This window comes from Comamonas sp. A7-5 (assembly GCF_039581385.1).
Taxonomy (GTDB): domain Bacteria; phylum Pseudomonadota; class Gammaproteobacteria; order Burkholderiales; family Burkholderiaceae_C; genus Comamonas; species Comamonas thiooxydans.
The window spans coordinates 420,674-434,349 of the sequence record NZ_JBCPWO010000001.1 but is presented as its reverse complement, the minus strand read 5'-3'; the positions used below and the strand labels follow the sequence as shown (position 1 = coordinate 434,349).

The following is a 13,676-nucleotide window of genomic DNA, read 5'->3' as shown; positions in this document are numbered from 1 at the left end:
CATGTTGTTTTCGCTGGTCTGGACTGCTTTGATCATGGGGCTCGTGGGTGGGCCCCATTGTCTTGTGATGTGCGCTGCCCCCTGCAGTGTGGTCACAGCAGCGAAGCCTGTCGGCGGCGGGCAGCCAGTTGTCGTGCTCGGCCTGCAAAAACGCCAATGGCTGCGTACCAGCCTGTTTCATCTGGGGCGCATCGCTGCCTATGCCCTGCTGGGCGGGATCGCGGCCGTGGCCATGGAAAGTCTGGCCTGGCTGACCAGTCAGACAACGGCATTGCAGAGACTTTGGACGCTGATGCATGTGGCGGTCATGGCCTGGGGGTTGGCCATGGTGGTGCAGGCGCGGCAGCCAGCCTGGCTGGAGAGGGCGGGGCGTTCCGTCTGGGCCAGGGTTCAGCCCTGGGTCACCGCGCCGGGCGGCAGTCTGGCAGCGGGCTTTGCCTGGGCACTGATGCCTTGTGGTTTGCTGTATTCGGCGGTGTTGGTGGCGGCCTTGAGTGGCGGCGCCTGGCAAGGTGCTTTGTCTATGGCTGCCTTTGCCGTTGGTGGTGCACTGTGGTTGCTGGCGGGGCCCTGGCTGTGGCAACTGGGGCAGTCGCATGTCAATGCATTGCGGGCCAGGTGGGGCACCAGAGTTGCAGGTCTGATGCTGATTGGCGTTGCGAGTTGGGCTTTGTGGATGGACCTGGTCTACAAACCCAGTCTTTGGTGCCGATAAGTCACACAAGAGGGGGTTGTTGACGCTGTTTGCATCCCAACAGACCCTAGTCATGCTTGAGCAGTCATGGAACTGCGGAATAATGTCTCATCTTGTGTGTAGCGCCCAAAGTGAATCGTTTCGTTGCTATTGATATCGGACAACTGCGTATCGGCATGTATGTCCATCTGGAGACCGGCTGGTTGCGCCATCCGTTTCCCGTCAGCAGCTTCAAGATTGTCAATGACGAGCAGTTGCAGACACTCAGGACCCTGAAGCTCAAGGCAGTTCAGGTCGATCTATCGAGAAGCGATCTGGAGGAAGCGGCAGCGCCTCCGACAGCAGACCCTCAACCCGCTCCTGCCCCCCCCGAGAACGATGCGCATGCCTGGCGTAACAGTATTTTGGGCGTGCAGTCCAGGTTTCTGGGCGCGGTTTCCGTATTTGATGACGTGCAGGCCTTGTTGCCTGTCAACCCCGAGAAGGCGCGGACAACGACGGATATGCTGGTTGCACAGCAAGTCGTCAAACTGGCGCAGGCTCGTGATCTGAGTTTGCATCTGCTCGCGGATACGGGGGGCGCCACCTTTGGCGTACATGGTGTCAATGTCTCCGTGCTGAGCCTGTTGCTGGGTAAGACGCTGGGCCTGTGCGATGACGTATTGAAGGATCTGGGCACGGCGGCCCTATTGCATGACATCGGCAAGCCGGGGCTTGAGATTTCCGCATCGGCCAATGCACTGAATCAGGGCACGGGCCGCACGCCTCTGCGAGAGACCGTGTATGCGCGTCATGTCGGAGAGTCGGTGGCATTGGCTCTATCCATGGGCTATCCTCCTTCCGTCACGACGGCCATCGCCCAGCATCATGAATGGGCCGATGGGTCAGGCTTTCCACTTGGCTTGCTGGCCGAAGATATGGACATTGCCGGACAGATCCTGGCGCTGGTCAATAATTTTGAGCGCTTGTGCAATCTGCCACTGCAAGGCAACGAAATGACGCCTCATGAAGCCATGGCTGCACTGTACGGACAGTATCGCCAGCGATATGCGCCCGATGTGCTCAAGGCATTCGTGCAGACCTTGGGGGTCTATCCACCGGGCTCTTTGGTGGAACTAAGCGATGGGCGGATGGGCGTGGTGGTGTCTGTCAACACCAGCCAGTCGCTCAAGCCGAAGGTGCTGACCTATGACATGCAGGCGCCGCAGAAGCTGCGGTTCGTAGATTTGCTTGAATATGTGGGTTTGGGTATTCGCCGGGGCTTGACGCGAAATCAGCTTTCTCGAAATGCGTTAGAAGCTTTACAGCCGCAAAGGCGTCTTTGCTACTTTTTTGACAGTTCTGCAGCACCTGCTGCCGAGAAAGACCTCGCGTGACTTTGCAGCAGAGTTTTCTGATTGACCCTCTGCTTGCCTCCATGCTCGATGGTTTGCAGGAGGCGGTCTGGCTGCTGGATGCGCAGACATTGCGTGTCGTGCATGCCAATGCAGCCAGTATGCAGCTCACGGGCTACACGCCCGAGCAGGCGCAGGAGCAGTATGTCGATGTGCTGTGCGCCTCCCTGGTGCAAAAGGCGTTCTGGCAGGATGCCTCAAACTGGGTGGGCGGGGCGAAATTTCTCACGGAAATCTGTACAGCCAATGGTTCATTGACAGCTGTGGAGATGGGGGTGGGCTCCATCGCCCTGAATCCACGCTGGTTGATGCTCACCATGCTCGACCGCAGCGAGCAGTTGCGGCACGAGAGCGAACTGGACATGCTGCTTGCAGAGTTGCGGGCGACGCTTGAGTCCGCTGCAGATGGCATGCTGGTCTGTGATCTGCGCGGCGGCATTCGGGCATTCAATCACCGTTTTGCGGAGCTGTGGCAACTACCCGAACCACTGCTCGTGCAGCGAGATGATGCGGCCGTCTTTTCCCATCTGGAAGCGCAGACCATCAGCAGCGAGAGTCAGTTCACTCTTCTGCAGGATGCGCAGGACCTGTCGGCTCCTGAAACCTCGGAGGTACTGCAGCTGCTCAGTGGCAGGGTTCTGGAGCGCCGCTCCGTGCCTCAGCTCAGTCGCGGTGTGGCGATAGGGCGTATCTACTCCTATCGAGACATCACGGTGGAATCCAGCTCGGCGACAGAACTACGTCTGGCTGCAAGAGTGTTCGAGTCCAGCCTGGACGGTATCTTCATTGCCGATGCCAATGGTGTCATCGTTCAGGTCAACCCGGCTGGCGGGCAGTTGCTGCATGGCAAGGCGGTGCTGGGGCTCGCTGCCTGGACTCTGTTCGAGTCCGAGGGAGGGCCTGTGTCCGACCTGCTGGAGCTGGCCGCTGCGCGCTGGGATGTGGGCAGCTTCTGGGAGGGCAATCTTTGGCTCAAGCAGAGTGAAGGTCAGCGCTGCGCGGTCTGGCTGTCCTGGGTGGCATTGCGTGACGGCTATGGGCGTCTGGTACAAAGCATTGGCTTTATGCGCGACATGACCATGCAGCGCAGTGCCCAAAAGCAGATTGAGCAGCTGGCTTACAGTGATGCGTTGACAGGGCTGCCCAATCGCCTGAGTTTGAGCCGTCACGTGCAAGCCGCAATCACTGCTGCGCGCTTCACACAGCAGCCCTTCAGCATTCTGTTTCTGGATCTGGATCGTTTCAAGATCATCAACGATTCATTGGGCCATGACTTCGGCGACCGGGTGCTCAAGCTGGTTGCTCAGCGGCTGAGCGGACTGCTGCGCCCTGCGGATGTGCTGTGCCGTCAGGGCGGGGACGAATTTGTTCTCTATCTGCATGATTGCACGGGGGAAGGGGCTTCGGCCGTGGCTGCCCGTATTCTGGACGAAATGCGCCAGCCCTTCATGCTTGACGGCCTGGGCTTTTCCGTTCAGTGCAGCATTGGGGCTGCGCAATTTCCGGCGGATGGTTTGACGCTGGACGAGCTGATTCGTCAGGCCGATATCGCCATGTATCGTGTCAAGGAGCGTGGACGCGGCAATTTCAGTTTCTACCAGCCGCAAATGAGTGCGGGTCTGCTCTCGCGCATGAAGCTGGAGCATGCCATGCGCCAGGCGCTGGACAAGGGGCATATGGCCGTGCACTTTCAGCCACAGGTACATATCCGTTCGGGTCGCATTGTGGCGGCAGAGGCCTTGCTTCGATGGACGGACCCCGAGCTGGGGGTGATTTCTCCTGCAGCCTTCATTCCCTTGGCGGAGGAGTCCGGCTATGTGGTTGCGCTGGATGCCTGGGTGCTGGAGCAATCAGTACAAGAGGCGGCGCGCTGGCTGGCTATGGACATGCCTGTCAAGGTATCGGTGAATGTCTCCGCGCTGGAGTTCAGGCAGCCGGACTTTGTGGATCGCCTCAAATATGTGCTGGAAGCCAGCGGCTTGCCGGCACAGTGGCTGGAGCTGGAACTGACCGAGAGCATTTTGCTGCAGGAAGCGCAGGAAATGGCTTTGCGCGTGCACCAGATCGCAGAGCTGGGCGTGGGTCTGGTCATTGACGACTTCGGTACCGGTTATTCGAGCTTGGCTTATTTGAAAAAACTGCCGATCTCCAAGATCAAGATCGACCAGAGTTTTGTGCGCGGCCTGCCGCACGATGCGGGAGACAAGGCCATTGTGGGCGCCATCATCAGCATGGGGCAGGCATTGGGTGTGGAACTTGTGGCAGAAGGAGTGGAAACGCAGGAGCAATGCCAGGCAATTGAGCAGTTACAGGGTGACTACTTTCAGGGCTATCTGTGCTCGCCAGCCTTGCCTGCGGAGCAATTCCGAAAGCGCTTGGAGCAGGGTGCATCCGAGCAGGAGCCGAGAGCTCAGCCGTATTCGTCGGATGACGATGCCGGCGGTATTCATATTGCAGGTCTGCAATAGTCGGAGGGCATGCTTTTTTGCTAGGTTTCCTATCGTCTGATTTGACGATGCGCAGTTTCTGAGGACTTAGCAAAATCAAGGCATTTCTTGGGCCGACTTCCGGGTGCGTGCATCAATGAAGAACGCGCGCAGAGTTGAGTAACTGTGCGGTATTTGATGGGCCGGATTTTTTGAGACAGCAAATGCCCAAAAGCGATTACGCAACTTTTGATTTCTACAACTATCGCTCGGACGCTCTTGAGGCCGTCGTCGGCTTTCCCGTTCGGTATGCGGCGGAGCCTGAGGCAGCTTCTTCGCCGGAACAGCCTTCGGTCATCAGTACCGAAGCCTTGAGTCAACTGATTACTGCGCTGTACGAGTCAGCCATGGATCCGCAGAACTGGAAAGTATTTCTTGAACTGCTGCGCTCAAGTGCCAATGGCAACTACGCCTCGCTCGTGGTGCGAGACCCTCATGGTGAGAATGTGGGCTGGGTAATTTCAGCAACGGGCGGTCGCTCCGAAGTCATTCCTTACGATCCTTATGCGCAATGGAGTCCGTTTCTCGGTATCGTCAAGGACAAGGTGCTCACCCTGTCGGACGTGATGACGGAGGCCGAATGGCATTCCTGCCGCTACTACACCGACTGGTGCAAGGGGGTGGACATCGAGCACATTCTGGCCGTGGATGTCATGACCGATAACGGCTGCTCCTATGGCTGGCGTATCACGCGGCCAGCGGCGGCGGGAGCATTTGAGTCAAGACATCTGGACGTGGTGCGCATGTTGGTGCCGCACCTCAAGCGGGTGTTGAACATGCAGCTGAATCTGCATCGTGACCGGCAGGTCATATCGCTATACGGGCGTGCCACCGCGCAGCTGATGATGGGCGTGGTCATTCTCGATCAGACGGGGAAAATGATAGAGGCCAACCCAGCGGCCACCACCATTCTGAACGTGGGCGATGGAGTAAGGGTCAACAACGGTGCGCTTGAGGCCGTCTATGCCAATGACAATCGCCGGCTGCAGCGCCTGATCCGCGATGCCTTGCTCTCTCCCAAGCTGGAGAGCGTCTCCATGACCGAGGGCATGTCCATCACCCGCCAGTCCGGTCAACTCAACTGGGGCGTGGTGGTCCAAAGCATCTCTCCCGACGAATGGACCGAAGGCAAGCAGCGTCCCAGCGTAGCGGTTTTTCTGCGCGATACGACGGGCAAGGCAGAGCCGCCCGTCAAGCTCACACAACAGCTTTTCCATCTGACTCCTGCAGAGACAGCAGTGGCCACGCATCTGAGCAACGGCATGTCTTTGGAGGAGGCGGCTGAGGCGCTGGGTATCAAACCCAATACCGCCCGCGCCCATTTGCGCTCCATCTTCTCCAAGACCGGGGTTCGTCGTCAGACTGAGCTGGTGCGACTCTTTCTCAACAGCGTGGCCTGGCTGGGCAATCATTGATTCCAGCCTGGGAAACAGGCAAAAAAGGCCCGTATTGCGGGCGGTTTCTTGTGCCTGGTTGGAAGCTGTTGCAAGCATGGGGCTTGCTCTGTCATTGCCTCGTGGTTGTGGGATTTGCAGTCATGACGCTTGAAGCCCTCATTCACTGATGGGGCTCATGCCTTAAAGGTCGGCACTATCACTGCGAAGACGCAGCCTGCAAGGTTGAAATCAGCTTGGAATGCAAAGGTCAGCACGCCACCGACGTCTGGAACTGTCGAATGCCGGTCGCAGCCTTTCTGTTAGTCGCTTAGTACGCTTGCTGCAGAGGCGAGAGCATCGAGCACTGTCGGCTGAGTTTCCTGCGCAGGCTGTATGCAGGGGAACAGGGTGGCAGTTGTTTGCAATGCGTTGCGGCATGGTCGGAGATCTTGCTTTCCATTTCGGCTCCTCGAATGATAAAAGCACGCGACGGGCAGGGGTTGCAGGGCGGCGCTTGTCCCTGGCCTTCTTGAAAGCTGGAGGAGATTGATGAATGGCAGCTGCCGCAGCGCTTACCAGATTGAGTGTTGAGGGCAGGACTCCAGAAAGTAAAAGCCACATAGCGGATAGCTATGGTTAAACTATGGCTGATTAATTCAGTGAGGCATGTATGGATCGAATGGATGCCAGCGCAACGTATGAAATGAGCCCGCGCAGGGTTGTGTTTGAGTACAGGACCAATGGTGAGGCTCGATCAGCAGCTATCAGTGGCGATGCGCTTGAGCGCCTGACGAGAGCCAAGGAACTTGCTGGAGCGGGGCAGAACTTGGCGGCATACAGAGCCCATTGGCAAGCAATTCATGGGCTGGCTGCGACAAAGCACGATCAAGGTCAGGGGCCTGTCGTCATTCGCGTCGGTGATATTCAAGCTCGATAGAGTGATGCGGGTCTTGTGCCAGGCTCTCTGTGCTCATGAAGGAGTCGGGCGGCAACCTTTCTTGCTTCCTGAATCTGGACGTCAAGCCATTCGGCCTTGGCGGCTGCAGCGGCCCGCTTTGTATCTTACGAAGCGGCTGTAGAGAGTATGGGGCTTGCTTGATGGTGCAGTGCGCATGGCGTTTCTGGAAGCAAAAAGCTCGCGCGATGGCGAGCCTGTTTGTTGCTTGAGGTGGCTTGTCAGAGCCCACTCATGCGACTCACGGTTGGAGTGCAGTTAATTCATGTTGGGCGTCGTGGCGTTGGCAGATGGCCGCCGTCGACGTAGATGTTCTGACCGGTGATCCATTCGCCTTGGTCGCTGCAAAGGAATGCGACCAAGTGGGCGATATCTTCGCCGGTACCTGCTCGACCCAGAGAGATGTAGCCGGCGATCATGTCGTCCCACACTTTGCCGCGAGGCACATCATCCAGGCGACTTGTTTCCACGATGCCTGGAGCCACGACATTCACGCGAATCTTCTTGGGGCCAAGCTCTCGCGCCATGATGGTGGTCAGGCCATTGATGGCCACCTTGGTGGTGGCGTAGGCGCCAGTATCGGGTGCCAGCAGCTGCGCTGCCAGCGACGAGATATTGATGATGGCGCCGCCTTCTCCCTGTGCCCCCATATGTTTTGCGAACGCACGAGACATATAGAAGGTTCCGTTCAGGTTGACATTCATCACCCGATGCCATGTATCGATGGATAGCTCCGTCACCGGGATGCGGTCGTCGCCGCGGGTTGCACCCGCGTTGTTGATCAGAAAATCCACACGTCCCCATTCTGCAATCGTGCGTGCAAGCAATGCGTCGATGGACTCTGGATTGCTGACATCGGAAACCACAGGCAGGGCGCGGCGCCCGAGCTGACGGATTTCATCCGCCACCGATTCGATATCTCGCCAATGCGCTTTGCGTTCATCTTCCGGATAGGTGTCGGGGGCGCGGCCCGTGCCCGTCAGGACAACATCACAACCCGCTTGCGCCAATGCCAGTGCAATGGGGCGACCGATGCTGCGCATCCGGCCTGCACCGGTGACCACGGCCACTTTGCCTTCAAAACCAGTCAACGTATACGACATGCCACTTCCTTGCGATAGGGACCCTGAACATTCAGGCGAATCAAGATTCTTCGGTCTGGCTTGATGCTCCTGCACTCCAATCTGCGCATCAAGGACGATGCAGCGGTTGAAGATCGAGCAACTCATCAGCCAGATTCTTGAAGTGGTGGAGTTGAGGAAAATCGTCTGATGAGACTAGGGATACGCGCCCATTGAAGGGTTCCTGCTTGCTTGTCAGTCAGGGGTCTTTTGGGGTGCGCTGAGTGCATGTGGATAAGGTCGGTACGCCTTTTTGCGGTAGGACAGTGGCAACTCGGAGGCAGGGTTGGCGGACCGCCAGCATTGGCTGATACATCGCGCTCCAGAAAGAAAAACCCGCACGGTGCGGGTTTGTATCAGGGCAGAATCATTGGCTGAGAAATGATCAGATGCCTTGAAATTTAAACGGCTCGGATGCCTTGAATTGGCCAGTGGCATCCCCTGAATAAGTGTGATTCTGGTCCGGTCCCAGATCGATCTTCATGACCTTGCCTTTTTCCTTGCTGAAGTCCAGTGCCTTCAGGTCTACCCAGAAGGTGTTGGGTGTCAGTGCCGACTCAAAGAAATACAGCTTGCGCTCGTGATCAAACACGGTGCGCCAGCGTGTGGAGGAAATATTGGGCTCCTCCGGCGTATTCAGGCCATAAGGAACAGAGGCATTGCGAATCACACTGAACACGCTGGCGAGCGCCTTGTTCGGGCTTTGATCCTTGGGTATTGCGTTCACGTAGAACGAAGCGCGGGCGAAGCGGTCTGCTGCACGGTTGGTGCCAGGCAGCATTGTGGTGCCTCCAATCTGTTTCCAGTATGCATTGAGCGCCAGTTGCTGGTCGAAGGTTGGCGAGTTTGTCATGACCTGGTATTGGCGACCATGATGAATGACTTGCTTGCCCGCGATGTATTCCACGATCGCGCTATCGCCGCTGGCGTCGGAGATTGAAAGGTGTACGGTTGTCAGCCGGTTTTCACCGGGCATGGTGTCGGATACGAGGGTGAATGGTTCCTTACTTAGCGCGGCTACTGCCTGCTGCACTGTCGCAAAGTTGTCCAGTACATATTGAGCCCAGGCGGCAATCGATAGGCCTGGCTTGCTATTGGTGCCAAATGCAGGGTATTGCGACTCGACGAGCCATAGAAGGTTGGCATTCAGACCGGCTTCGTTGACCCCGTCGGTAGTGGAAATGTCATAGCCTGAAGTGATGACGCTGCCGTACTTGGACGTCCAGCGCACAGTATTGGGGCCGGTTTCGCCAGTGCGCTGCATGCCTCGCGGCAGTACCCAGAGGTTGCTGACGATGTCACTCTTCCAGTCCATGGATCGTGCAGTGATCACTTGGCCGTTGGCTCCGTGAAATACCAGCCGTGTGCATGCCCAGGAACTGGACATGGCTGCTAGACCTGAAACTCCAAGCAGCAAGGCTGCCACACGAGGGCGGATACACGGCATATTCATCTTCATTGAGCCTCCACGGTTAAAAAATGTGAATGGTGCCAAGCATGCCACATGCATCGGTAGTGAGATATTGATCGAGCTCCAGCGACGTAGATGCCAGGCCATAAACATTCAAACTGCCTCAGTACCTGCTCTTGCAATAAGTCCAGCAAGGCAGTGGCGATTCATGAGCGTCGGGTGCATGTGCTTTTCCAAGCACAAAATTCCGCTGCATGGCAGGAAGGGCTCGATAAGTGGATGTTGAAAACGGCTGTGCGCATGGCACGTTTTATCTCCGGGCGCGGCCTTGGCGCCGGTGATGCTGGCGCTGCTCGGAAAGAATGCAAGAGCATTGCGGCCTTCGCATCCCTTCGCCTCAATCGGATCGGTAGTCAGGCGCGAAGGCTTGTCCCTGGCAATGGCGCCTCCTGTATCAAGGAAAGCTGCGATCGTGAAGGCTCTCGGCGTCCATGACCGCATCAAGAAGTGCAATGTGCTTGATAGCGGTGGGCAGTGGGCGGGAATGATCACTCACAAGGAAGTGATCTGACGGCTCAGGGTCTTGGCTAGCGAAAGTTTGATCTACGCGAGAACTACGCGATTGCGTCCAGCGGCCTTGCCTCGATACATAGCAGCATCAGCGCGCGAGATGAGGGCTTCTGCGGTTTCTCCCTGTCGATACTGAGTCGCACCCAACGTACATGTCACTCGCAGATCTTTGTGCACTAACTGTGTCCACGGGAGTGCTTCTGTGCTTTCGCGAATTCTCTCAAGCAGCACTCCTGCCTGGGCCAGTTGTGTGTCACAGAGCACCAGAAGAAATTCTTCTCCGCCGTAACGACCAGCGCAATCGGCTGCACGAATCTGCGAGGACAGAAGTTGTCCAAAGGCTCGAAGTACTTGATCTCCTCCTTCATGACCGTAACGGTCATTGACCTGTTTGAAGAAGTCAATGTCAAGCATTGCGATGCAAAACGGGGCGTCTCTGCGTTGAGCCGCATGAATACATTGTTGCAGTCGATCCATGACCCCTCGGCGGTTTTCCATTCCCGTCAAGTCATCGTTGCGCACCAAGTTTTCAATCTGCTTCAGCGCGATGGCCAGTTTTTCATTACTCGCACTGAGTCGATATTGCATGCCACGAAAGTAGGTGACCAGCACGCTGCATCGGACGACTGCTCCGAGCATGACGCCGACAGTGAGGAACCGCCCGATGAGGGTGTCGGTGGTCATGCGCATCTGTGGCCCTACCCAGTAAACAGCCAGCGCAATTGCAATGAGCGTGCAGCTCCAGGTCATCCAGAAACTTGTACGCCGCGGCGCAAGAAAGCCGTCGGTACTGAAGACCAGAAGCATAACCAGTGCCTGGAACGCAACCTGAGGCGCTGCGACAAGCAAGCCCAGCACCCCTGTAACCGAGACCAGTTGGTGCCAGAAGAACAAGCCAGGGTCACTCTGAGTCTGGCTCCAGCCACTGGCGTAGGCCCAGGTGATGAAGGCCATCCCTGCACCTATCCAGAGCCCATACAGCAGCACTGCATGCAACGGCACGTAGCCTGCCCAGCAGTGGCCGAGAAATAGCATGAAGGCATATAGATGGCTCAATAGGACCGAAGCGTGCAACTGCCATGTGCGCTTGCGCCAGCGTTCGAAATGCTGAGTTTCATTGGTAAGAGGCGATGAAGACTTAGGGCCCCACAAGGGTGGTCCGCGTGTTTTTTCAGGGGAGTGAGCCATTGCCGGTTAATGGTCGCCAAGGTGCGATTGGTTGTTGCAAATAACAGTTTGCCCGAATTCCGGCCCCGGAAAATTACGGTGAGTGACCTGACAAAGTTTGGGTCGAACTGATCGCTAACGGTGCATACGGCAAGGTGACCCAGAGCCATTGGAAGGCTATATCGGTAGAAGTGTTTCCTGGCGCCTTCAACTCGACATGCCGACCTACAACACTGCGGTAAATGCTCTTGAACATTGCGATCCAGAAACAAAAAAGCCCGGTTGAGCCGGGACGGTGCACGAATTGGGTAGGCAAACAGGAAGTTCAACAAGAACTTACATGCAGCGCGCGCGGCAAGACTAGCCTGCAATGCTCCACGTTCTTAAGGAGTTGCTATGAAAGCGCTACTTTTAATCGCGGCACTTGCCAGCATGCTGGCAGGATGCTCAATGATGCCGGGACGTAGTTCCGGGTCTATGCCTGCCGAGAGTTCCAGCCAGACGATGGGCGGAATGAATATGAGCGGCGACCGGGATCGCTGGATGCATGACGACAATGGACGTCCTTGGACCGGAGGTGATGGTGCCTTCTATGGCGCTCAGAACATGTAGGTGAATGGCAGGGTCAAGCTTTTGCTTCGAGGCACTGCACGGTCCTTTCGTCCAGCCGCTCGGCATACGTGCCTGGGCACACGAATTCGTCGCGCAGTGCCTTCACTGGAACAAAGGGCTCATCAGCCTGCCAGAAAGAGCCGATCAGCCTCGACCTCAAGTAGACAGCCAAGTTTTATGGCTTCAAAGCTTCAAAAAACAGAGCGCATCAATACTGACTGTTGTATGAATTAGGTAAGCAAAGTAGCCGTTCAACAAGAATTTACAGCGGGCACACGCCTCAGGAATAGCCTTGAAGACTCCTTTTTCTCAAGGAGTTGTCATGAAAGCGCTACTTTTAATTGCAGCAGTAGTCAGTACGCTGGCGGGTTGCTCGATGATGCCGGGGCGTGATGCCGGACACATGCCAGAGCAAGGTGCCCAGCGGACGATGGGAAGCAGTGATATGCGCTATGAATGGGGGCGTGGAGCGTATCAAGGTCCAGGCAGCATGTCGCTGTGGGCGGGCGGGGATGACACTTCTGGAGGCCTTGGCTGGCGCCGTGATTAAGTAGTAAGAACCACATCCTGTGCGAACGCCGCTATTTCCTACCAGGTACTCCAAGGATCATCCTGTAGACACTGCACGGTCTTGTCGCCCGGCCACTCCGGGAGGTTCCGATCGCCTAGTATTGACTGGGTAAGTCCAGCATCCTTCAACCAAAGGCATATCCCAGTCATCGACCGCAATCATCACGCCTGTGGCGTTGGCGTCGATTTCAATAGGGAAATCATTGGGCTTGTCGAAGGAGTTGACGTGGTTGGCCTGCCTCAGTTCTTCCTGCGGCACTTTGATGAGTTTGGGCTAATCGTTATTGTGGGACTTCAGGTGCTGCAAGAAGTTCGGTAGATGCGCTTGTGGACGATTTTGATCGGCGGCCTATCGGTCAGGCGAGAGTGACTCGGAGCAGGCCGCTGCGGCTGCTTAAGCTCAAAGAGCTTAAGGTCAACTCTTTAGGCGGTCGGCGGCCAGCATTTGCCTCAACGCCTCCGTGGAGGCTGACTCCTGCTGTGGCAACCAGACCAGATGCGTGGTCACTTCTGCATAGTGTCTGGGCAGCGGAAGCACTTGCAACTGTGGTTCGGCATGTACGGCCCTCAAGATGGAGCGCGGCATGATGCCAACGCCCGTACCGGCTGCAATGCAGGCCACGATGGCGTGGTAGGACGCCATCTCCAGAACGCGGTGAGGGGCAGTTCCGATGCTGGCAAACCATTCCTCCAGGATTCGACGGTACGAACAGCCTGCAGGGAATGCAATCACTGTGCAGCGTGACAACTGTTCCGAATCCAGCACACCGGTAGCCGAGCGTGCGGCGATGAGCACCAGTTCCTCATCGAATGCTTTCTGGGTCGCCAGTCCCGGTGCCGTAAACGGCTCAGAAATCAGCGCTGCATCCACTTCATAACGCTGAACCATGTCCAACAACCGTGATGTGGATCCGGTAACCAGTTCGATGAGTACATCCGGGTAGCGCTCATGAAACCTGGATAGAAACGGAGGCAGTCGCGCCGCAGCCGTGCTCTCCAGTGTGCCCAGTCGCAGCGTACCCTGCGGCGCCCGAAGCAGCATTGCGGACTCGGCCTCTGACGACAGTCGCAATATCCGTTCGGCGTAGCCGCGCAGTACCTCGCCTTCGGCCGAGAGCTTGAGCCGGTTGCCATGCCGCAAAAAGAGTTGCACGCCCAGACGCTCCTCCAGATTGCGGATGCGCGTGGTGACATTGGACTGCACGCGGTTCATCTGCCTGGCAGCCTGGGTGACACTACCGGTATCCACAACAGACTTGAAGAACGCCAACGATTCCAGATCGATCTTTCTCATTTGGAGATTTTCTCATCATTGAAATT

General features: G+C 56.9%; 10 protein-coding genes. 6 read left to right on the top strand and 4 right to left on the bottom strand.

Features of this window, described 5'->3' with window-relative positions; all coding sequences use genetic code 11:
* The first annotated feature begins 1 nt into the window (after window position 1).
* From AAIL67_RS01955 to AAIL67_RS01940, 4 genes are all read left to right on the top strand, one after another.
* Entirely contained in the window at window positions 2-715 is a 714-nt protein-coding gene (locus AAIL67_RS01955) for a sulfite exporter TauE/SafE family protein (protein WP_034351810.1), read from the top strand.
* Window positions 716-825: 110 nt separating this feature from the next.
* Complete coding sequence (locus tag AAIL67_RS01950) at window positions 826-2,070, top strand: HD-GYP domain-containing protein (RefSeq protein ID WP_224650531.1); 1,245 nt, start codon at window positions 826-828, stop codon at window positions 2,068-2,070.
* Entirely contained in the window at window positions 2,067-4,556 is a 2,490-nt protein-coding gene (locus AAIL67_RS01945; RefSeq protein ID WP_343483273.1) for an EAL domain-containing protein, read from the top strand. Before AAIL67_RS01950 ends, AAIL67_RS01945 begins: the two co-directional genes overlap by 4 nt.
* A 182-nt stretch (window positions 4,557-4,738) precedes the next feature.
* A complete protein-coding gene (locus AAIL67_RS01940; RefSeq protein ID WP_343483272.1) occupies window positions 4,739-5,989 on the top strand; it encodes a LuxR C-terminal-related transcriptional regulator in 1,251 nt (416 codons plus the stop codon).
* A gap of 1,179 nt (window positions 5,990-7,168) precedes the next feature.
* Here AAIL67_RS01940 and AAIL67_RS01935 read toward each other — a convergent pair.
* The 3 genes from AAIL67_RS01935 to AAIL67_RS01925 all read right to left on the bottom strand — a co-directional run bounded on the left by AAIL67_RS01935 (window position 7,169) and on the right by AAIL67_RS01925 (window position 10,961).
* On the bottom strand, window positions 7,169-8,134 hold the full coding sequence (locus AAIL67_RS01935; RefSeq protein WP_238585703.1) for a 3-oxoacyl-ACP reductase family protein: 966 nt from the start codon (window positions 8,132-8,134) through the stop codon (window positions 7,169-7,171).
* 277 nt (window positions 8,135-8,411) lie between these two features.
* Window positions 8,412-9,485: a linear amide C-N hydrolase gene (locus AAIL67_RS01930; protein WP_034394203.1), complete on the bottom strand. Its 1,074-nt coding sequence runs from the start codon at window positions 9,483-9,485 to the stop codon at window positions 8,412-8,414.
* A gap of 555 nt (window positions 9,486-10,040) precedes the next feature.
* Window positions 10,041-10,961, bottom strand: a complete 921-nt coding sequence (locus AAIL67_RS01925) for a GGDEF domain-containing protein (protein ID WP_343483271.1) — start codon at window positions 10,959-10,961, stop codon at window positions 10,041-10,043.
* A gap of 609 nt (window positions 10,962-11,570) precedes the next feature.
* Between AAIL67_RS01925 and AAIL67_RS01920 the strand changes: the two genes are divergently transcribed.
* A complete protein-coding gene (locus AAIL67_RS01920; RefSeq protein WP_034351818.1) occupies window positions 11,571-11,786 on the top strand; it encodes a hypothetical protein in 216 nt (71 codons plus the stop codon).
* A gap of 292 nt (window positions 11,787-12,078) precedes the next feature.
* On the top strand, window positions 12,079-12,336 hold the full coding sequence (locus AAIL67_RS01915) for a hypothetical protein (protein ID WP_343483270.1): 258 nt from the start codon (window positions 12,079-12,081) through the stop codon (window positions 12,334-12,336).
* A gap of 435 nt (window positions 12,337-12,771) precedes the next feature.
* Here AAIL67_RS01915 and AAIL67_RS01910 read toward each other — a convergent pair whose 3' ends face one another.
* Window positions 12,772-13,650, bottom strand: coding sequence for a LysR family transcriptional regulator (locus AAIL67_RS01910; RefSeq protein WP_063660870.1), 879 nt, complete (start codon window positions 13,648-13,650; stop codon window positions 12,772-12,774).
* Window positions 13,651-13,676: the final 26 nt, after the last annotated feature.

Bases quoted from the DNA above. Each gene is read 5' to 3' on its own strand.
- AAIL67_RS01935 (WP_238585703.1), bottom strand. From the start codon at position 8,134: ATGAGTTGCTCGATCTTCAACCGCTGCATCGTCCTTGATGCGCAGATT.
- AAIL67_RS01925 (WP_343483271.1), bottom strand. From the start codon at position 10,961: ATGGCCTTCATCACCTGGGCCTACGCCAGTGGCTGGAGCCAGACTCAG.
- AAIL67_RS01955 (WP_034351810.1), top strand. From the start codon at position 2: ATGTTGTTTTCGCTGGTCTGGACTGCTTTGATCATGGGGCTCGTGGGT.
- AAIL67_RS01940 (WP_343483272.1), top strand. From the start codon at position 4,739: ATGCCCAAAAGCGATTACGCAACTTTTGATTTCTACAACTATCGCTCG.
- AAIL67_RS01920 (WP_034351818.1), top strand. From the start codon at position 11,571: ATGAAAGCGCTACTTTTAATCGCGGCACTTGCCAGCATGCTGGCAGGA.
- AAIL67_RS01930 (WP_034394203.1), bottom strand. From the start codon at position 9,485: ATGAAGATGAATATGCCGTGTATCCGCCCTCGTGTGGCAGCCTTGCTG.
- AAIL67_RS01910 (WP_063660870.1), bottom strand. From the start codon at position 13,650: ATGAGAAAGATCGATCTGGAATCGTTGGCGTTCTTCAAGTCTGTTGTG.